The following is an 18,775-nucleotide window of genomic DNA, read 5'->3' as shown; positions in this document are numbered from 1 at the left end:
GCCATTCTTGGAGCGTGGGCCTTTTGCGCAAGCCCTTTGTGCCTCTGATGGCAGATATTGCACAGCTACGTCGCTTATCCGTCATATTGCCGTGCCGATGCAGGAGGCAGCGCAGCGACACGCGGCTGCCGCCTGACGCTGTGCGAGTGGCAAGGCGCGGACTAGATGTCCAGCTTCACGGCATATTCCTCATAGAACTTCTTGTACACATTGAGCGGGTAATACACTTCCAGTTCCGATGGCGGTTTGGTCGCGACAGGGAAATAGGGGAATGAGTCGAATCCGAATTCTGAGTATTTCGAGGGAAGTCCGGCGGAGAAAGTCGAAAAGTCAGAAAATCGCACGAACTTGGAGTCAAAGCAGAATCCTCCGCTGACGTTGTCGTTGAAATAACTGGTCACGATCGTGGCGAAGTTTTCCTCCCGCTTGCGCTTCGTGGCATTGAAAAGCGTCCATGGGACACTATTCGGAATATGCCGGCTTTGCGCCCATACATCGATGGCTTTCTTGGTCGCGACCTCGTCGCTGGAGCGTTTCAAGAACACATCGCTGACTTCGGCCGGCGTTGGCAGCCGCCAGTCGGCAAAATCGATCACATCCTGCGTGACCCCGTTGGGGTTCTGCGCATTCTTCAGCATGTATTTCTGCTTGTCGACGCCATCCGCCGTTCCGGTTGACTGCCAAGTCTGGCCCAAAAAAATGTTTTTCCAGCGGCGTGTATAGGTTCCGGTCTTGAGGAAATCCCTGACTTCTGGGACCGAGTTGCACACGCCGACCCACAGCGTGCGCGTTGCCTTGTGGATGATGATTCTGTCCGGCAGCGGTTGTACGCAATCCATGAACTGCCGAGCCAGCTGGCGCGTCTTGTCCAGTGAAACGGTGTAGACGGCGCAGCGTGCGGCGGCCTGTTCCTCGGTCTCGCCTTTGGCCTGCGCATCGAGCACGATCATTGCGGTGACAAAGCCGATCAAATGCGTTTGCTGCAGAAGAAACGTGCACACGTAGTCGTTGATGCGTTCCTGGACATCCGTGGTGTAGAACTCCTTTTCCTGCATCAAGGCGCTGTAGCTGTGCAGGAAAGTCGAATCCATGGCCATGCCACTGGCGCCAAAGAACCACTTGTTCATTCCCAGGATGTTGCTGCGCTGGTTCTGAATCAGCGATATTGCATTGCTCAGCGAGTCCTGGGCCGAGAGCGCACTTTTCGCTTCGTTGAATGCCACGCGCTCCGTGCCGAATTTCTCCCAGACATCGAGAAATTTGGCCCATTCATCCTTGAGCGCCTTGGTCTTGAGGTAGTCGAGCAGATCGTCGATCTTGTGGGAAATGGTATCGAGTTTCTGCTTGACTTCGGCCAGCGGATCGGGCTCTTCGGGCTTGAGTTCCGATTTGATGCGGCTGAAGAAGAATTTGATGATCTGCGATGAATAAGGGAAGGCGACAAGCGACGAGATGATGGTTTCGGCCTGGTCCAGCGCGAATTCTATGACCTGGTATTTCGTCTGGTCATCGATGGCCAATCGGGCCGAAGCGCGCATGAGCGGACTATTCGATGGGGAAAGCTGGAATTGCGTCTCGGGCTCATATTCCTCGTCCTTTCTGGCGATGATGGCCGCGGCCATGTTGGCGAGATAGGTGTCGAGTGGCAGCTGGCTGACAAGATAGGCATCGGCCAGCTTGCTCTGGCTGAAATAGCGGTTGTCCAGGTCTATGGACTGGATGCTCTCGTTGTAGCCAATCTGGAAATGCCGCTGCAGCAAATAATTGACGATGTTGTATTCGAAGCCGAACGCATTGGCCACATGGGCCGCCAGGGTCTGGAAGATGTTGATGTTGATGGTCTGGCTGATTTCCCCTTCGCCCACGAAGGAGTAGCCGTAGAGCTCCCCATGGGCGGTTTGCGCCTTGGCGAACATCAGGCGCTTGGGGCGGATCTCTGTATGCAGATACCCGTCCTTTCCGGTCACTGCGCTGCAGATCTCTTCCAATCGGGCGTTGTAGAACGTGACCTTGACCGCTGGCTGGGGCAGGTCGCCAAGAAACACCTTGGCGCTGATCTGGCCCGGTGCATCCAGAAAGATCTGCGCCGCGTCGAACGTTTCGCCATCCGGCGTGTGGGCCAGATTCGTATAGCCTGGGGACTCGATGATCTCGGTCAGGTCATCGACGGGCTCCTGCCCGGGTTCTGGCTCCGGGGTGCCGCCGCAAGCCGTCAGAAGTGGCGGGGCCAGCAAGCTGCCGCATGCGAACTGAATGATATTTCTGCGATTGATGAACATGACCGCTCCGGTGGTTACAGCATTGGGTTGCGGGTCTGCGCCTCGGTGGGCCTGCGGTGGCAGGCATCACTGAGGCTCAGAACGACATCCCATGAGTAACGCCGGAGAGGGGAAGGTTCGCGGCTATTGCCCAAAAGGGCCATGGCGTAGCGGCGCGCCGCGCCTCGCCGGTGTCAGTCCCGTGGCGGCGCGGCCGCGCCGGGCGGCGTGCCGCTGTCGTCGGAGGTGTGCAGGTCCTGGCTGAACAGGTCCCAGACCGCGATGAACAGCGCAGCGATCAGCGGTCCGATCACGAAGCCCGTGAGGCCGAACAGCGCCATGCCACCCAGCGTCGAGATCAGCACCACGTAGTCGGGCATCTTGGTGTCCTTGCCGACCAGCACCGGGCGCAGCACGTTGTCGACCAGGCCGATCACCAGCACGCCGTAGGCCGCGAGAATGCTGCCCTTGACGATGTCGCCGGTGGCGAAGAAATACAGCGCGACCGGCCCCCAGATCAGACCCGCGCCCACGGCGGGCAGCAGCGACAGGAAGGCCATGACCACGGCCCACAGCACCGGGCCCTGAATGCCTAGCAGCCAGAAGATCAGGCCGCCGAGCGCGCCCTGGGCCATCGCGACCGCGAGGTTGCCCTTGATGGTCGCGCGCACCACGGTGGTGAACTTGCTGGCCAGAGCGGCCTTGTGCGCGGGCTCGAGCGGCATCGCGTAGCGAATGCGGCGCGCGAGCTGGGCGCCGTCGCGCAGCAGGAAAAACAGCAGGTACAGCATGACGGCAAAGCTCACCAGGAAACCCAGCGTGTTCTGTCCAATGCCCACGGCCTGCGTGGCCACGACCTTGCTGGCCTGCACGGCGACGGTCGACAGCTTGTCCTGGATGTCGATCACCGATGCCAGGCCCAGGCCATCGAGCGCGCGCGTGGCCCAGCCGGGCAGGGCGGACATGATCTGCTGGAAGTACGCGCCCACGTTGATCTCGCCTGAACTGAGGTTTTCATAGATCAGCGCGGCCTCGCGCACCAGCGAGGCGCCGATCAGCACCAGGGGCAGGATGACGATCAGCAGACAGATGCCCAGCGTCGCCAGCGCGGCCAGCGTCGGCTTGCGCGGCATGCGCGCCAGCAGGCGCTGGTGCAGCGGCGCGAACAGCACGGCCAGGGCCACGCCCCAGAACACCGCGCCCAGGAACGGCCAGAGAATGGCGAAGAAGCCTGCGGTGACTATGCACAGCAACAACAGAAATACGCGGTGATAGAGGGTAGTGCTTTTCATGTGCGCCGCTGCGTTGAAGATAGTTGCAAATGTAATCCACGCGCGCTGCGTCGGAAGAAGTGGCCTTGCCGGTTCGGTGGCACAATGGCGGTCGCAACAAGGCCCTTCCCCATGCCACAGTCGCATCCGCCAATCGGTAAAGCCGTGTCGCGGAAGGTCTACCAACCAGCTAATGCTTTCTCCAGGAAAGCGGAGGTCAGCGGAATATGAGCGAGACAACTGTCTATCAAGCCTACCAAGGCAATACCTATCTCTTCGGTGGCAATGCGCCGTATGTCGAAGAGATGTATGAAAACTACCTTGCCAACCCCGGCAGCGTGCCCGACTCGTGGCGCGAATACTTTGATGCGCTGCAGCACGTGCCCGCAGTCGACGGCTCCAACGCCCGCGACGTGCCCCACCTGCCGGTCGTCAATGCATTCGCCGAACGCGCCAAGCAAGGCGGCACGCGTGTCGTCGTCGCTTCGGGCGCCGACTCCGAGCTGGGCCGCAAGCGCACTGCCGTTCAGCAACTGATCGCCGCCTACCGCAATGTCGGTCAGCGCTGGGCCGATCTCGATCCGCTCAAGCGCACCGAGCGTCCTTCGATCCCCGAACTCGAGCCGTCTTTCTACGGCTTCAGCGACGCCGATCAGGAAACCGTGTTCAACGTGGGCAACACCTTCTTCGGCAAGGAAACCATGCCCCTGCGCGAGTTGCTCAACTCGCTCAACGAAACCTACTGCGGCGCCATCGGCGCCGAGTACATGTATGCCACCGACCAGAACCAGAAGCGCTGGTGGCAGCAGAAGCTCGAAACGATTCGCAGCAAGCCCCAATTCGACGCCGCGCAGAAGAAGCGCATTCTCGACCGCCTGACCGCGGCCGAAGGCCTCGAGCGTTTCCTGCACACGAAGTACGTGGGCCAGAAGCGCTTCTCGCTCGAAGGCGGTGAAAGCTTCATCGTCGCGATGGACGAACTGATCCAGTCCGCAGGCTCCAAGGGCGTGCAGGAAATCGTCATCGGCATGGCCCACCGCGGCCGTCTGAACGTGCTGGTCAACACGCTGGGCAAGACTCCGCGCGACCTGTTTGCCGAGTTCGACCACACCGCTCCCGAAGATCTGCCATCGGGCGACGTGAAGTACCACCAGGGCTTCAGCTCCGACGTGTCCACCGCCGGCGGCCCGGTCCACCTGTCGCTGGCCTTCAACCCCTCGCACCTCGAAATCGTCAACCCCGTGGTTGAAGGCTCGGTGCGCGCACGCATGGACCGCCGCGGTGATCCGCACGGCAAGCAGGTGCTGCCCGTGCTGGTGCACGGCGACGCGGCCTTTGCCGGCCAGGGCGTGAACCAGGAAACTCTGGCGCTGGCCCAGACCCGTGGCTACACCACGGGCGGCACGGTGCACATCATCATCAACAACCAGATCGGTTTCACCACCTCCGATCCCCGCGACACGCGCTCGACGCTGTACTGCACCGACATCGTCAAGATGATCGAGTCGCCCGTGCTGCACGTCAACGGCGATGATCCGGAAGCCGTGGCCCTGGCTGTCCAGCTGGCGCTCGAGTTCCGCATGGAATTCGCCAAGGACGTGGTCGTCGACATCGTCTGCTTCCGCAAGCTGGGCCACAACGAGCAGGACACTCCCGCTCTGACCCAGCCGCTGATGTACAAGAAGATCGCTGCCCACCCCGGCACGCGCAAGCTGTACGCCGACAAGCTGTCCGCGCAAGGCCTGGGCGAGACCCTGGGCGACGACATGGCCAAGGCCTACCGCGCCGCGCTCGACGAAGGCAAGCACACGGCCGACCCCGTGCTGACCAACTTCAAGAGCCAGTACGCCGTCGACTGGAGTCCGTTCCTGGGCAAGCCCTGGACCGATGCCGGCGACACCGCCATTCCGCTGACCGAGTGGAAGCGCCTGGCCGAGAAGATCACCACCATTCCCGAGTCCGTGTCGCCGCACGCTCTGGTCAAGAAGGTGTATGACGACCGCGCAGCCATGGGCCGCGGCGACGTCAACGTCGACTGGGGCATGGGCGAGCACATGGCTTTCGCCTCGCTGGTCGCTTCGGGCTATCCCGTGCGTCTGTCGGGTGAAGACTGCGGCCGCGGTACCTTCACGCACCGCCATTCGGTCATCCATGACCAGAAGCGCGAAAAGTGGGACACGGGCTCGTACGTGCCGTTGCAGAACGTTGCCGACAACCAGGCTCCGTTTGTCGTGATCGACTCGATCCTGTCCGAAGAAGCCGTGCTCGGCTTCGAATACGGCTACGCTTCGAACGATCCCAGCACCATGGTCATCTGGGAAGCCCAGTTCGGCGACTTCGCCAACGGCGCCCAGGTCGTGATCGACCAGTTCATCGCCTCGGGTGAAGTCAAGTGGGGTCGCATCAACGGCCTGACGCTGATGCTGCCCCATGGCTACGAAGGCCAGGGCCCCGAGCACAGCTCGGCCCGCCTGGAGCGTTTCATGCAGCTGGCTGCGGACACCAACATGCAGATCGTGCAGCCGACCACGGCCAGCCAGATCTTCCACGTGTTGCGCCGCCAGATGGTGCGCAACCTGCGCAAGCCGCTGATCATCATGACGCCCAAGTCGCTGCTGCGTAACAAGGATGCGACTTCGCCGCTGTCCGAGTTCACGTCCGGTGGCTTCCAGACCGTGATCCCCGAGCAGGATGCGAAAATCGTCGACAACGCCGCCAAGGTCAAGCGCGTGATCGCCTGTTCCGGCAAGGTGTACTACGATCTGGTGAAGAAGCGTGCCGAGCGCGAGCAGGACGACGTCGCGATCATCCGCGTCGAACAGGTCTATCCGTTCCCGCACAAGGCCTTTGCCGCCGAGCTCAAGAAGTACCCCCAGGCCACCGACATCGTGTGGTGCCAGGACGAGCCGCAGAACCAGGGCGCCTGGTTCTTCATCCAGCACAACATCCATGAAAACATGCTGGATGGTCAGAAGCTCGGTTACTCCGGTCGCGCAGCATCCGCTTCGCCTGCCGTGGGTTACTCGCACCTGCACCAGGAACAGCAAAAGGCGCTGGTCGAAGGCGCATTCACCAAGCTCAAGGGTTTTGTTCTGACCAAGTAAGGCCGGAAACCCGAAATCAGTACAAACCTTTTGGAAAGAAACACCATGGCTATCGTAGAAGTCAAAGTCCCCCAGCTGTCCGAGTCCATCGCTGAAGCGACCATGCTCACCTGGAAGAAGAAGGTCGGCGAAGCAGTTGCTGTCGACGAAATCCTGATCGAAATCGAGACCGACAAGGTCGTGCTCGAAGTGCCTGCGCCTTCGGCCGGCGTGATCACCGAAATCGTGCAAGGCGACGGCGCCACCGTGGTTGCCGAGCAGCTGATCGCCAAGATCGACACCGAAGCGGTTGCCGGCGCTGCCGCTGCCGCTGCAGCTCCTGCGGCCGCCGCGGCAGCCCCCGCTGCTGCTCCTGCCGCCGCGGCCCCCGCAGCCGGTGGCAACAAGGGCGATGTCGCCATGCCCGCCGCTGCCAAGCTGCTGGCTGAAAACAACCTGTCGGCCGCCAACGTGGCAGGCTCGGGCAAGGACGGCCGCGTGACCAAGGGCGACGCCCTGGCCGCCATCAAGGGTGGCGTGCAGTCCACCGCCGCCGTGATCCCCACGGGCGTGCCCACCAAGGCGCTGCCCCAGGTGTCCGCACCTGCGGCCAAGCAGGACCTGGGCGAGCGCCCAGAGCAGCGCGTTCCCATGACCCGTCTGCGTGCCCGCGTGGCCGAGCGTCTGCTGCAGTCGCAATCGACCAACGCCATCCTGACCACGTTCAACGAAGTGAACATGGCGCCCGTGATGGCCATGCGCAAGAAGTTCCAGGACGACTTCACCAAGGAACACGGCGTGAAGATGGGCTTCATGTCCTTCTTCGTCAAGGCTGCCGTGCACGCCCTGAAGAAGTACCCGGTGCTCAACGCTTCGGTCGACGGCAACGACATCGTCTACCACGGCTACTTCGACATCGGTATCGCCGTCGGTTCGCCGCGCGGCCTGGTGGTGCCCATCCTGCGCAACGCCGACCAGATGAGCTTTGCCGACATCGAGAAGAAGATCGCTGAATTCGGCCAGAAGGCCAAGGACGGCAAGCTGGGCCTGGACGACATGACCGGCGGCACGTTCTCGATCTCCAACGGCGGCACGTTCGGCTCGATGATGTCCACTCCCATCATCAACCCGCCCCAGTCGGCCATCCTGGGCGTGCACGCGACCAAGGACCGCGCCGTGGTCGAAAACGGCCAGGTCGTGGTGCGTCCGATGAACTACTTCGCCATGTCCTATGACCACCGCATCATCGACGGCCGCGAAGCCGTGCTGGGCCTGGTGGCCATGAAGGACGCGCTGGAAGATCCCGCACGCCTGCTGTTCGACCTGTAAACCACCGCGCTGGTCAGGTCCACTAGCCCCATCAAAACCCACCCCGGCCCGCCCCTAGCGGCGCAACGCCCGGCGGTGGGTTTTTTCCCAAATGCATTGAGAGAGTATTGAGACATGAGCAAGCAATTTGACGTCATCGTGATCGGCGCCGGCCCCGGCGGCTACATCGCCGCCATACGCGCAGCCCAGCTGGGCTTCAACGTCGCCTGTATCGACGAATGGAAGAACGAAAAGGGCGGCCCCGCACCGGGCGGCACCTGCACCAACGTCGGCTGCATCCCCTCCAAGGCGCTGCTGCAGTCGTCCGAGCATTTCGAGCACGCGCGTCTGCACTTTGCCGACCACGGCATCTCGACCGGCGAAGTCGGCATGGATGTCGCCAAGATGATCGGCCGCAAGGACGCGATCGTGAAGCAGAACAACGACGGCATCCTGTACCTGTTCAAGAAGAACAAGGTCACGTTCTTCCACGGCCGTGGCTCGTTCGTCAAGGCCGCTGACGGCGGCTACGAAATCCGCGTCGCCGGCAAGGAAGAAGAAACGCTGACCGCCAAGCAGATCGTGATCGCCACGGGCTCCAACGCCCGCGCGCTGCCCGGCGTGCCGTTCGACGAAGTCAACGTGCTGTCGAACGACGGCGCGCTGCGCCTGGGCGCGACGCCCGCTTCGCTGGGCCTGATCGGCGCCGGCGTGATCGGCCTGGAAATGGGCTCGGTCTGGCGCCGCCTGGGCACGGACGTGACCGTGCTGGAAGGCCAGGACAAGTTCCTGCCCGTGGTCGACGAGCAGATCGCCAAGGAAGCCAAGAAGGCTTTCGACAAGCAAGGCCTGAAGATCGAGACCGGCGTCAAGGTCGGTGACATCCAGGTCAGCGACAAGGGCGTGACCGTGGCCTACACCAACGCCAAGGGCGAAGCCGTGACGCTGGCTGTCGACAAGCTGATCGTGTCCATCGGCCGCACCGCCAACACCATAGGCCTGAACGCCGAAGCCGTGGGTCTGGCGCTCGACGAGCGCGGCGCCATCGTCGTTGACGACGACTGCAAGACCAACCTGCCTGGCGTCTGGGCCGTGGGCGACGTGGTGCGTGGCCCCATGCTCGCGCACAAGGCCGAAGAAGAGGGCGTGGCCGTGGCCGAGCGCATTGCCGGCCAGCACGGCCATGTGAACTTCGCGACGCTGCCCTGGGTCATCTACACCAGCCCCGAAATCGCATGGGTGGGCCGCACCGAGCAGCAGCTCAAGGCCGACGGCGTCAAGTACAAGGCCGGCACCTTCCCGTTCCTGGCCAACGGCCGCGCGCGCGCGCTGGGCGACACGACCGGCATGGTCAAGTTCCTGGCCGACGCCGAGACCGACGAGATCCTGGGCGTGCACATGGTCGGCCCCATGGTGTCCGAGCTGATTGCCGAAGCCGTCGTGGCCATGGAGTTCAAGGCATCGAGCGAAGACATCGCCCGCATCTGCCACGCCCATCCTTCGCTGTCGGAATCGACCAAGGAAGCGGCCCTGGCCGTCGACAAGCGCACGCTGAACTTCTGATTCCAGTGCGTTCGCAGCGGCCCCTGAACCGGTTTCAGGGTGCCGCATCCGCCGAAAGGGCCTGGCTTCCAGGTGCTTTCGGCTTTTGTCATTTCACACCCCCGCTCGCATGTCCCAGTCTGTTCGTGAGGCCTATGAGGCCGAGTTGCTTGCCAAAGGTTTCAAAAGCGATCCTGCCCAGTTGCGTGCCGTCGAGGCCTTGCAGCGCTGCGCGGATGAATGGGCGGCCTACAAGGGCAAGCGATCGAATGCATTCAAGAAGCTGATCAACCGTCCCGAGATTCCGCGCGGCGTCTACATGTATGGCGGTGTCGGCCGCGGCAAGAGCTTTCTGATGGAATGCTTCTTCGAGGCCGTGCCCATCAAGCGCAAGGCGCGCCTGCATTTCCACGAGTTCATGCGCGAAGTGCACCGCGAGCTCGCGGGCCTGCAAGGCGTGCAGGACCCGCTCGACGTGCTCGCGGCCAACATCGCCAAGCGCTACAAGCTCATCTGCTTTGACGAATTCCATGTCGCGGACATCACCGACGCGATGATTCTGTACCGGCTGCTGGTCGCGCTGTTCGACAACGGCGTGGGCTTTGTGACCACGTCCAACTTCGTGCCCGACGGCCTCTATCCCAACGGTCTGCACCGCGACCGCATCCTGCCGGCGATCGCCTTGCTCAACGAGCGCATGGAAATCGTCAATGTCGACAACGGCACTGACTATCGCCGGCGTACGCTCGAAATGGTCAAGCTCTACCATACGCCGCTGGGCGCCGAGGCCGATGCCGCGATGGAAGAGGCGTTCAACCAGTTGGCCGAAGTCCATGACGAAGATCCGGTGCTGCACATAGAGGCGCGCGAGATCCGTGCGCGCCGGCGCGCGGGCGGCGTGGTCTGGTTCGACTTCAGGACATTGTGCGGCGGCCCGCGCTCGCAGAACGACTACCTCGAGATCGCCACGCAGTTCCATACCGTGCTGCTGTCGGACGTGCCGTTCATGCCGGTCAACATGGCTTCGCCCGCACGGCGTTTCACCTGGCTGATCGATGTGCTTTATGATCGCCGCGTCAAAATCATCCTGTCGGCGGCAGTGGCTCCCGAGCAGCTCTACACTGAAGGACCGCTCGCGCATGAGTTTCCGCGCACTGTGTCGCGCCTCAACGAGATGCAGTCCCAGGAGTTCCTGGCGCTCGAGCACCGCCTTGTGGATACCAGCCTGACCTGACGCCTATGCCCATGCACCGCCTGTTGTTCCGTACTCGCGCCTCGCTGCTCACTGCCGCCCTGATGCTTGCCCTGCCTTGGGGCGCGGCCCTGGCGCAGGCCGCCGATACGGTCGCGGAAAAGGCGCCCGTGTTGGACAGCGGCGCCACCAAGGCCCAGCGCGCCGCCGTCAAGCAGCAGCGCGATGCCGAGCGCGCGCGCATCACCGCCGAGCGCAAGGCCATACAGCAGCGCCGCAGCCAGGAGGAAGCCGCCTGCTACAAGCGCTTTGCGGTCGAGGATTGCCTGAGCGCGACGCGCACGCGTGCGCGCCTCGCGGACAACGCCTTGCGCGATCAGGAAAGCGCGATCAACGCGGTCGAGCGGCGCGAGAAGTCGGCCGCACGCCTGCTGTCGATCGAACAGAAAGTCGAAGAGAAGAACCAGCAGACCGGCCCCAAGCCAGGCGTTGAAGGCAAGGTGCGCGCGCCGAAGTCGCCGACCGTGCCTGCATCGGCGCCGCCAGCCGCACCCACGGCCAAGGACCTGGTCGAAGCGCAGGCGCTGCGCGCGCAGCAGGCGCGCGAGCGCGCCCAGGCGCAAAGCCAGCATGAGCAGTCCCATACGGCCGAGCAGGCGCGCAAGCAGGCCTCCGAAGCCGAGCGCCGCGCGGCCTCGCGCCAGCGCTATGAAGAAAAGCAGCGCGAAGCCCAGCAGAACCGCGAGCGCCAACGCGCCAAGGCCCTGGAGTCCGACAAGCCCAAGGCCGCGCCGCTGCCGCGCGCTGCGCCGTAATCGGCGCTCTCGGGGGGGCGTTCGGGTTTGTCGAAGCCTGTTACTACAGCGCTTCGATTTTGACGATCGCCAGGCTCAGATTGTCGCCACCGCCACCAGCGCGCGCACGCGCCTGGCGTATCAGCGATTCGGCCGCAGCGCGCGGCGGCAGCGCCTGCAGCACCAAGGCCAGTTCGTCGGCAGTGAAGTAGTGCCAGACGCCGTCGCTGCAGGCCAGCAGCGTGTGGCCGGGCTGCAATTGGGCGATATGGTGCGGGGTCGCAGGTGGCACCGAAGCCGCGCCCAGGCAACCCACCAGAATGTTCGATTGCGGGTGGTTGTGCGCCTGCATTTCGGTCAGCTCGCCGCGGTCGACCAGCGTCTGCACGTAAGAATGATCGCGCGTGCGGTGCAGCAGGTGGTCGTCGTGGAAATGGTAGATGCGTGAATCACCCGAGTGCACCCAATGGCAGGCGCCGCTGGGCTGGACGATGAACGCGGCCATGGTGCTGTGCGGCTCCTGCTCGGCCGACAGCGCCGTGAGCCGGATCACGGTATGCGCTTCATGCACCATGGTTTGCAGCAGCTCCATCGCGTCGTCGCTCGCCGGGTCGTAGCGCTCGAACAGCTGGCTGCAGGTGAGCATGACCTGGTCCGAAGCCTTGCGCCCACCGCTGCGCCCGCCCATACCGTCGGCGATCACGCCCAGCACGCAGCCATGCACGCGTGCGTGCGTCAGCAGCAGGACCTGGTCCTGCTGGTACTCACGGTCACCGCGGTGCAGTCCTGTCGAGGCAAGAAGTCGAAAAGAGGGGGGCATGGGCGCTGCGGCCACCCAAAGGGGGCGAAATCCGCTAGCCGACAGTGTAGCGGCAGGATTTCACAGCTTGTACGGACCCAGCCCGATTCAGCCGCAGGCGTACTCGTTGAAGGCCAGGCGGTTGAGCGCGGCGCAGACATCGGCCATGCGCCCGGAAATCAGCAGCCGCCCGCCCTGGCCACCGTGGCTTGGGCCTTCGTTGCGCAGTATGCGCACGCCGCCGCGCGCGCTGGGCGGGCAAAGCGGCAGGCGGGCGACCGGCGCGCAGCGCGGGGCAGGTCGCGCGACGCAGCCGGCAAGAGCGTCTGGCTTGGCGCTCAAAAGCTCAAAAAGCGTGTCGTTCTGGGCGTGGCGCGAGAAAGGCAAGGCCTGCAAAGCAAATTGCATGTGATATCTCCAGCAAAGGTACTAGGACGGCCGCAGCCGTGCTTCGACCGGGCCGTGGCCTTGGTCGAGAGGTGCAATGCAGGGGCCGCAAGTCCCTGCGGGGGAAAGCCTGTTACATGAACATGCTGTTGCGTATCAGCCCGACGGCCAGGCCTTCGATCGCGAAAGGCTCGTCGGGCTTGACGTGGATGACGGGAAAATCGGGATTTTCGGGCAGCAGCTCTATGCCGGTGCGCGTGCGGCGCAGGCGCTTGACTGTCACTTCATCACCCAGGCGCGCGACTACAATCTGGCCGTCGCGTGCATCCTTGCTGGCCTGTACAGCCAACAGGTCGCCGTCCATGATGCCGGCGTCGCGCATCGACATGCCGCGCACCTTGAGCAGGTAATCGGGTTTGGCCTGGAACAGACTGGGCTCGACCGCATAGGTCTGATCGATATGTTCCTGCGCCAGGATGGGCGAACCAGCGGCCACGCGACCGACCAGAGGCAGCACCAGCGAAGCCATGGCCGCCAGCGGCGAGGTGAAGATCGCGCCGCGCGCGGCGTTGATGTTGCGCACGGTGTCATGGCGCAGGCGTATGCCGCGCGATGTACCGCTGACCAGTTCGATCACGCCTTTGCGCGCCAGGGCCTTCAAATGTTCTTCGGCGGCGTTGGCGGAACGAAAGCCCAGCGTGCCGGCAATTTCGGCGCGTGTCGGAGGCGCGCCGGTGCGCTCGATGGCAGACTGGATCAGGTCCAGGATTTGCTGCTGTCGCGGTGTGAGCTTGGGATGATCGAGCATGGCAGTCCTTGTGCAGATGGGTGCTGGCTAAAGCAATCTGTTCTTTTATACAGTGACTGTATTTTTCACCAGTTTTCAAGGGGCCGCAAGTGGTCAATTCAAATAATGTGGTCATATTGGCCACAGGCGGCACGATTGCGGGCACCGCGGCCCATGCATCGCAGGCAGTGGGCTATACCGCAGCCCAGTTGGGCGTGGAGCAACTGCTCGCGGCTGTTCCCGACCTCGGCGAGGTCGCAGGCGGCGGGCTGCTGACCGAACAGGTGGCGCAGCTCGACAGCAAGGACATGGATGCCGCGACCTGGGTCGCGCTCGCGCGCCGCTGCGCGCATTGGCTGGCGCGCGACGATGTGCGCGCGCTGGTCGTCACCCATGGCACGGACACACTCGAAGAGACCGCGTGGTTCCTGCAGCAGGTGCTGCCATCGGGCACCAAGCCCGTGGTGCTGACCTGCGCGATGCGCCCCGCGACCGCGCTGCTGGCCGATGGTCCGCAGAACCTGCGCGACGCCGTCGCCTGCGCCGTCGATGCGCATGCCGCGGGCGTGCTGGTGGTCGCCGCCGGCCAGGTGCACGGCGCGCGCGCGGTGCGCAAGCTCCACCCTTACCGGGTCGATGCGTTTTCTTCGGCCGAGCAGGGCGTGCTTGGCTGGGTGGAAGAAGGGCAGGTGCGCTGGCAGCAGCGGCCAGTCGGCGCCGCCGGTGGCGCGGCCTGGCCAGGCAATGTGGCGAACCTGCCGGACAGCGACTGGCCCTGGGTCGAAGTCGTGAGCAGCCATGCGGGCTGCGACGGCCGCGCGGTCGATGCGCTGCTGGCACAGGGCGTGCAAGGCCTGGTGGTTGCGGCCACTGGCAACGGCACGCTGCACCGCGCGCTCGAACCGGCGCTGCAGCGCGCGCTGCACAAGCGCGTGCCGGTGTGGATCAGCACGCGCTGCGGCGAAGGGCAACTGGTGGCGGCGCAGGGCATGGCCGCGCAGCATGCATTGCAGCCCAGGCCTGTGGATCTGCCGCCGTTCAAGGCGCGCATCAGCCTGCAGCTGGAATTGTTGGCGCAGCGCGGCTAGAACAGGACGCAAAAAAGGCCGCTGCCCGTAGGTGCGGCCTCTTGCGGCGGCAGTGTCAATCAGCTGGCCAGGGCGGCCAGCGCGCGCGCGGTGATCTCTTCGACCGTGCCCATGCCGCTGATGGCGCGGTACTGGGGCGCCTGTGCGGCGTCCTTTTCGGCCCATTGACGGTAGTAGTCGACCAGCGGACGCGTCTGGTCGCTGTAGACCTGCAGGCGCTTCTTCACGGTTTCTTCCTTGTCGTCCTCACGCTGCACCAGATCTTCGCCGGTCACGTCGTCCTTGCCGGCCACCTTGGGCGGGTTGAACTTGACGTGGTAGGTGCGGCCCGAAGCGGGGTGCGAGCGGCGGCCGCTCATGCGTTCGATGATGGCGTCGAACGGCACATCGATTTCCAGCACGTAATCGAGCTTCACGCCCGCGGCCTTCATGGCATCGGCCTGGGGAATGGTGCGCGGAAAGCCGTCGAACAGGAAGCCGTTGGCACAGTCTTCCTGCTGTATGCGTTCCTTGACCAGACCGATGATGATCTCATCGCTGACCAGCTGGCCCGCGTCCATCACGGCCTTGGCCTGCTGGCCCAGAGGCGTTCCGGCCTTGACGGCAGCCCGCAGCATGTCGCCGGTCGAGATTTGCGGGATGCCGTACTTCTGGCAGATGAAAGCAGCCTGTGTGCCTTTGCCGGCGCCGGGAGCGCCCAACAAAATCAGTTTCATGGAAATCCTCGAAGTGTTGAAATATTTTTGGGCGACGATGGGCCCTGCCGGCAGCTGCGCCGGCGCAGGCCATGTCGCGTTTTTTCGCGGCAAGGATAGCACGCGTGCAGCCTTGTGGACTGCGCGCAGCGGATGGATTCGTGACACCGGCGCTGCCGGGCAAAGTGGCCAGTCAGGCGCTGGCGCCTGCGCTGTTCGTGCACTCCCTGAATTTGCGAGTTGTTTTGATTTTCTGTTATTTCAGAAAGTAGTGGTTGAAATCATAGAGATTTATGCAAGCCGCGAGCGCAAATCGTTGCATGTTGCCCTCTCATGGCGCTCAGCCCAGCAGCGCGCGCACGCGCTCGAGGTCGGCTGGAGTATCGACACCGGCGCCCGGCGCCTCCTGCGTCACATGCACGGCGATTTTGTGTCCGTGCCACAGCGCACGCAGCTGTTCGAGCGCTTCGAGCGCTTCGGTGGGCGCGGGCGCCAGCTGGGGGAAGCTGCGCAGAAAGCCTGCGCGGTAGCTGTAGATGCCCACATGGCGCAGCGGTGCGAAACCCGCATGGCCGCCAAGCGCCGCGGGATTGCTCCACCAGGCCTCGTTGGCGTGGTCGCGCGCGAACGGTATCGGCGCGCGGCTGAAATAGTGGGCCAGGCCTTGGGCGTCGCAGACCACCTTGACCACGTTTGGATTGCGCCAGTCTTCGAGCGTGTCGATCGCGTGGGCGGCCGTGCCCATGCTGGCTTCGGGGCGGTCGGCCAGCAGGCGCGCCACGGCGTCGATCAGCTGCGGGTTGATCAGCGGTTCGTCGCCCTGGACGTTGACCACGCAGTCGCTGCCGTCGAGGTCCAGCTGTTCGCAGGCTTCGGCCAGGCGGTCGCTGCCGCTCGCATGGTCGGCGCGCGTGAGAATGGCCTGCACGCCATGGGCTTCGCAGGCTTCGATGATGCGTTCGTCGTCCGCCGCGACCACGACTTTCGTCGCCTGGCTCAGCAGCGCGCGCTGGGCGACGCGCACCACCATGGGCAGGCCCGCGATGTCGGCCAGCGGCTTATCGGGCAGGCGGCTCGATGCCATGCGCGCAGGAATCAGCACCGTGAAGCCGCTGCTGGTGAACAGCGCGGGCGCGGGGTGGGGATGGGTGCTGGTGGTCACGCTTCGACTTCCTCGTCGCTCAGGGTGCGCGCTTCGTTTTCCAGCAGGATGGGCATGCCGTCGCGCACGGGATAGGCCAGGCGCGCGCTGCGCGAGACCAGTTCCTGGCGCTCGCGGTCATAGGTCAGAGGGCCCTTGGTCACAGGGCAGACGAGCAGTTCGAGGAATTTGGCGTCCATGGCGGTAGGAAAAGAAGATCAGTGTTTCGATGATAGTGAGAGAGCCTGCTCCAGGGCAGGGAAGAATCCCTCGGCAATGGATATTTCCAGCGGCACGGCCCAGGCATCGGGGCGCAGCGCCCACAGCTTGACTGCGTCCTTTTCGGTGCAGATCAGCGCTTGGGCTTTGCTGTTCATGCCGCTCCAGCTCTCAAAATTATAGTGATCGGGCAAAGCCTCGGTCACGGCCAGCGTCAGGCCCTGCGCTTGCAGCATGGCAAAAAAGTCCGCGGGCCGGGCGACGGCCGCCAGCGCGTGCAGCGGCTGGTCGCGCAGCGCGGTCAATGCAATGCGTTCGCCGCGCCCATTGTGCGCATGGGTTGCGAGCCGGCGCTGCAGCGCGAATGCGGGGGCGCTGCCCGTGGGCCGTGCGCCCGCGTGCAGCACGATGTCCACCTTGCGCGGCCAGGGCTCGCGCAGCGGGCCCGCGGGCAGCAGAAAGCCGTTGCCCGTGCCTTCGTCGTTGAACACGCACAGCTCGACATCGCGCGCCAGCGCCAGATGCTGCAGACCGTCGTCGCAGACGACGACCTGCGTGGCCGGATACTGCGCGCGCAGCGCCCGAACAGCGTCAATGCGCGCGCGCGCGACGAACACCGGCGCGCCGCTGGTGCGCGCCAGCAGCGCGGGTTCGTCGCCCACGCTGTCGGCCGGGCTGTCGGGTCTGGCCTCGCGGCAGTCCTGGGTACTGCGGCCGTAGCCGCGCGAGACGATTCCCACGGCCAGGCCACATTGCTGCAGATGGCGCACCACGGCCAGCGTGACCGGCGTCTTGCCCGCGCCGCCGGCAATCACATTGCCGACCACGATCACGGGAATGCCTGCATGCTGGCGGCGCAGCAGCCCGGCCGCATACAGCGCGCGGCGCAGGCGCACCAGCGCGCCGTAGAGCAGCGACAGCGGCCACAGCGCCCAGGCCAGCGGCCCGCGTCGGCGCCAGGCGGTGTGCGGCAGCTGGGAGGAAGAGGCCATCAGGGAAAGAGCGGCCGGCCGGCGAAAGGCGCGCTCAGCGCCGCTCGGGCTTGGACGACTGGGTCGCGAACGTGATCTGCGACAGGCCCGCACGGCGTGCGGCTTCCATCACGGAAATCACCGCCTGGTGGGGTGCGGTGGCGTCCGCGCTGATGATCAGCACGCTTTCGGGGCCGGCCTGCGCCAGCCCGGCCAGGCCCTGGGTGAGGGCGGCGACGCTGGTGTCGGCCAGCGCGGTCTTGTTGATCGCATAGCGGCCGTCCGCGGCCACGGAAACGATGATTTCCTGCGGGCGGTTGCGCTGCTGCTCGACGTTGGCGACCGGCAGCGTGAGCTGCAGTTCGGTGAATTTGCTGTAGGTGGTCGACAGCATCAGAAAGATCAGGACCACCAGCAGCACGTCAATGAACGGGATCAGGTTGATCTCGGGCTCGTCGCGGTGGCGGGGACGGAAATTCATCGGGCAGGCCTCGGTTTGGCTTACTTGCGCAGCCGGGACAGGTGGCGCACGAACTGCTCGGCTGAAAGCTCCAGCGTCAGCAGGTATTCGTCGACACGCGCACGGAAATAGCGCCAGAAGATCAGCGCGGGAATCGCCACGATCAGGCCGAAGGCGGTGTTGTAGAGTGCGATCGAGATGCCGCGCGCGAGCTGCGCCGGGTCGCCGCTGCCCGCCGCGGCGCTGCCGCCTTGCGAGCCGAAGATCTCTATCATGCCGATCACCGTGCCCAGCAGGCCCAGCAGGGGCGCAGCCGAAGCGATGGTGGCCAGCGCGCTCAGGTATTTTTCCAGCTTGTGCGCCGCGGCGCGGCCCGCGCCTTCGACGGCCGCACGCAGCTCCTCCTCGGAAGCCGCGGGGTGCACATGCAGCGTGCGCAGGCCGCTGGCCAGCACTTCGCCCAGCGTGGAGTTCTGCGCGAGCTGCTGCACCACATCGGGTGCGGGCACGCCCCTGGACGAGACCGCAAGGGCTTCGTCAAGCAGCTGGGGGGGCGCGACGCGGGCAGTCTTGAGCGCCATGAAACGTTCGAAAACCAGCGCCAGCGCCAGGATGGAGCAGGCAATCAATGGCCAGATGGGCCAACCTGCGGCTTGTATGATCGACAGCAATTACTCTCTCCAGGCGAAGGGGTGCAGCTCGGGATTATGGCCCAGGCGCCGAGCCCCACGGATGCAAAGTTCCAACGAATGCTGCGCGGCGCTGGAGAGCGGGCCTGCA

17 protein-coding genes are annotated in these 18,775 nt (G+C 64.4%); 6 read left to right on the top strand and 11 right to left on the bottom strand.

What is annotated here, in order from left to right:
- Window positions 1-161: 161 nt before the first annotated feature.
- Both ACSVDO_RS11820 and ACSVDO_RS11815 read right to left on the bottom strand, forming a co-directional pair.
- Entirely contained in the window at window positions 162-2,279 is a 2,118-nt protein-coding gene (locus tag ACSVDO_RS11820) for a hypothetical protein (RefSeq protein WP_489592277.1), read from the bottom strand.
- A gap of 173 nt (window positions 2,280-2,452) precedes the next feature.
- Entirely contained in the window at window positions 2,453-3,550 is a 1,098-nt protein-coding gene (locus ACSVDO_RS11815) for an AI-2E family transporter (protein WP_332548967.1), read from the bottom strand.
- Between the two features lie 206 nt (window positions 3,551-3,756).
- Here ACSVDO_RS11815 and ACSVDO_RS11810 point away from each other — a divergent pair, with 206 nt between their 5' ends.
- From ACSVDO_RS11810 to ACSVDO_RS11790, 5 genes are all read left to right on the top strand, one after another.
- Window positions 3,757-6,633 carry a 2-oxoglutarate dehydrogenase E1 component gene (locus ACSVDO_RS11810; RefSeq protein ID WP_489592275.1) on the top strand — a complete coding sequence of 959 codons (2,877 nt, stop codon included), beginning with the start codon at window positions 3,757-3,759 and terminating at the stop codon, window positions 6,631-6,633.
- A gap of 45 nt (window positions 6,634-6,678) precedes the next feature.
- Window positions 6,679-7,941, top strand: a complete 1,263-nt coding sequence (gene odhB / locus ACSVDO_RS11805) for a 2-oxoglutarate dehydrogenase complex dihydrolipoyllysine-residue succinyltransferase (protein ID WP_489592273.1) — start codon at window positions 6,679-6,681, stop codon at window positions 7,939-7,941.
- Between the two features lie 114 nt (window positions 7,942-8,055).
- Window positions 8,056-9,483 (top strand): dihydrolipoyl dehydrogenase, encoded by a 1,428-nt coding sequence (gene lpdA, locus ACSVDO_RS11800; RefSeq protein ID WP_332548972.1) that lies wholly within the window; start codon window positions 8,056-8,058, stop codon window positions 9,481-9,483.
- 109 nt (window positions 9,484-9,592) lie between these two features.
- Window positions 9,593-10,696 (top strand): cell division protein ZapE, encoded by a 1,104-nt coding sequence (gene zapE / locus ACSVDO_RS11795; RefSeq protein WP_332548973.1) that lies wholly within the window; start codon window positions 9,593-9,595, stop codon window positions 10,694-10,696.
- A gap of 62 nt (window positions 10,697-10,758) precedes the next feature.
- Window positions 10,759-11,469 carry a hypothetical protein gene (locus ACSVDO_RS11790; RefSeq protein ID WP_332539902.1) on the top strand — a complete coding sequence of 237 codons (711 nt, stop codon included), beginning with the start codon at window positions 10,759-10,761 and terminating at the stop codon, window positions 11,467-11,469.
- Between the two features lie 43 nt (window positions 11,470-11,512).
- On the opposite strand, the gene ACSVDO_RS11785 is transcribed toward ACSVDO_RS11790, so the two are convergent.
- From ACSVDO_RS11785 to lexA, 3 genes are all read right to left on the bottom strand, one after another.
- The gene (locus ACSVDO_RS11785) at window positions 11,513-12,268 is read right to left on the bottom strand and encodes a PP2C family protein-serine/threonine phosphatase (protein WP_332539903.1); all 756 of its coding nucleotides are present in this window, start codon (window positions 12,266-12,268) and stop codon (window positions 11,513-11,515) included.
- 87 nt (window positions 12,269-12,355) lie between these two features.
- Entirely contained in the window at window positions 12,356-12,655 is a 300-nt protein-coding gene (locus ACSVDO_RS11780) for a hypothetical protein (protein ID WP_489592272.1), read from the bottom strand.
- 112 nt (window positions 12,656-12,767) lie between these two features.
- Window positions 12,768-13,442: a transcriptional repressor LexA gene (lexA, locus tag ACSVDO_RS11775; protein WP_332539905.1), complete on the bottom strand. Its 675-nt coding sequence runs from the start codon at window positions 13,440-13,442 to the stop codon at window positions 12,768-12,770.
- An 89-nt stretch (window positions 13,443-13,531) separates the two neighbouring features.
- Between lexA and ACSVDO_RS11770 the strand changes: the two genes are divergently transcribed.
- Entirely contained in the window at window positions 13,532-14,509 is a 978-nt protein-coding gene (locus tag ACSVDO_RS11770) for an asparaginase (protein ID WP_489592270.1), read from the top strand.
- Window positions 14,510-14,568: 59 nt separating this feature from the next.
- Here ACSVDO_RS11770 and adk read toward each other — a convergent pair whose 3' ends face one another.
- From adk to ACSVDO_RS11740, 6 genes are all read right to left on the bottom strand, one after another.
- Complete coding sequence (gene adk, locus ACSVDO_RS11765) at window positions 14,569-15,225, bottom strand: adenylate kinase (RefSeq protein WP_332539907.1); 657 nt, start codon at window positions 15,223-15,225, stop codon at window positions 14,569-14,571.
- A gap of 319 nt (window positions 15,226-15,544) precedes the next feature.
- Window positions 15,545-16,288, bottom strand: coding sequence for a 3-deoxy-manno-octulosonate cytidylyltransferase (gene kdsB / locus ACSVDO_RS11760; protein WP_489596391.1), 744 nt, complete (start codon window positions 16,286-16,288; stop codon window positions 15,545-15,547).
- 74 nt (window positions 16,289-16,362) lie between these two features.
- The gene (locus ACSVDO_RS11755; RefSeq protein ID WP_332539908.1) at window positions 16,363-16,545 is read right to left on the bottom strand and encodes a Trm112 family protein; all 183 of its coding nucleotides are present in this window, start codon (window positions 16,543-16,545) and stop codon (window positions 16,363-16,365) included.
- Between the two features lie 18 nt (window positions 16,546-16,563).
- On the bottom strand, window positions 16,564-17,556 hold the full coding sequence (lpxK, locus tag ACSVDO_RS11750) for a tetraacyldisaccharide 4'-kinase (protein WP_489592268.1): 993 nt from the start codon (window positions 17,554-17,556) through the stop codon (window positions 16,564-16,566).
- 34 nt (window positions 17,557-17,590) lie between these two features.
- On the bottom strand, window positions 17,591-18,016 hold the full coding sequence (locus ACSVDO_RS11745; RefSeq protein WP_332539911.1) for an ExbD/TolR family protein: 426 nt from the start codon (window positions 18,014-18,016) through the stop codon (window positions 17,591-17,593).
- Between the two features lie 20 nt (window positions 18,017-18,036).
- Window positions 18,037-18,666 carry a MotA/TolQ/ExbB proton channel family protein gene (locus ACSVDO_RS11740; protein WP_332539913.1) on the bottom strand — a complete coding sequence of 210 codons (630 nt, stop codon included), beginning with the start codon at window positions 18,664-18,666 and terminating at the stop codon, window positions 18,037-18,039.
- Between the last annotated feature and the right edge of the window lie 109 nt (window positions 18,667-18,775).

It is taken from the genome of Comamonas sp. DB36 (assembly GCF_057914905.1).
This window is presented reverse-complemented; position numbering and strand designations above follow the sequence as displayed.

Bases quoted from the DNA above. Each gene is read 5' to 3' on its own strand.
- ACSVDO_RS11790 (WP_332539902.1), top strand. From the start codon at position 10,759: ATGCTTGCCCTGCCTTGGGGCGCGGCCCTGGCGCAGGCCGCCGATACG.
- odhB (WP_489592273.1), top strand. From the start codon at position 6,679: ATGGCTATCGTAGAAGTCAAAGTCCCCCAGCTGTCCGAGTCCATCGCT.
- ACSVDO_RS11780 (WP_489592272.1), bottom strand. From the start codon at position 12,655: ATGCAATTTGCTTTGCAGGCCTTGCCTTTCTCGCGCCACGCCCAGAAC.
- ACSVDO_RS11820 (WP_489592277.1), bottom strand. From the start codon at position 2,279: ATGTTCATCAATCGCAGAAATATCATTCAGTTCGCATGCGGCAGCTTG.
- kdsB (WP_489596391.1), bottom strand. From the start codon at position 16,288: ATGGCATCGAGCCGCCTGCCCGATAAGCCGCTGGCCGACATCGCGGGC.
- adk (WP_332539907.1), bottom strand. From the start codon at position 15,225: ATGAAACTGATTTTGTTGGGCGCTCCCGGCGCCGGCAAAGGCACACAG.
- lexA (WP_332539905.1), bottom strand. From the start codon at position 13,442: ATGCTCGATCATCCCAAGCTCACACCGCGACAGCAGCAAATCCTGGAC.
- ACSVDO_RS11785 (WP_332539903.1), bottom strand. From the start codon at position 12,268: ATGCCCCCCTCTTTTCGACTTCTTGCCTCGACAGGACTGCACCGCGGT.
- ACSVDO_RS11745 (WP_332539911.1), bottom strand. From the start codon at position 18,016: ATGAATTTCCGTCCCCGCCACCGCGACGAGCCCGAGATCAACCTGATC.
- zapE (WP_332548973.1), top strand. From the start codon at position 9,593: ATGTCCCAGTCTGTTCGTGAGGCCTATGAGGCCGAGTTGCTTGCCAAA.
- lpdA (WP_332548972.1), top strand. From the start codon at position 8,056: ATGAGCAAGCAATTTGACGTCATCGTGATCGGCGCCGGCCCCGGCGGC.
- lpxK (WP_489592268.1), bottom strand. From the start codon at position 17,556: ATGGCCTCTTCCTCCCAGCTGCCGCACACCGCCTGGCGCCGACGCGGG.
- ACSVDO_RS11815 (WP_332548967.1), bottom strand. From the start codon at position 3,550: ATGAAAAGCACTACCCTCTATCACCGCGTATTTCTGTTGTTGCTGTGC.
- ACSVDO_RS11810 (WP_489592275.1), top strand. From the start codon at position 3,757: ATGAGCGAGACAACTGTCTATCAAGCCTACCAAGGCAATACCTATCTC.
- ACSVDO_RS11755 (WP_332539908.1), bottom strand. From the start codon at position 16,545: ATGGACGCCAAATTCCTCGAACTGCTCGTCTGCCCTGTGACCAAGGGC.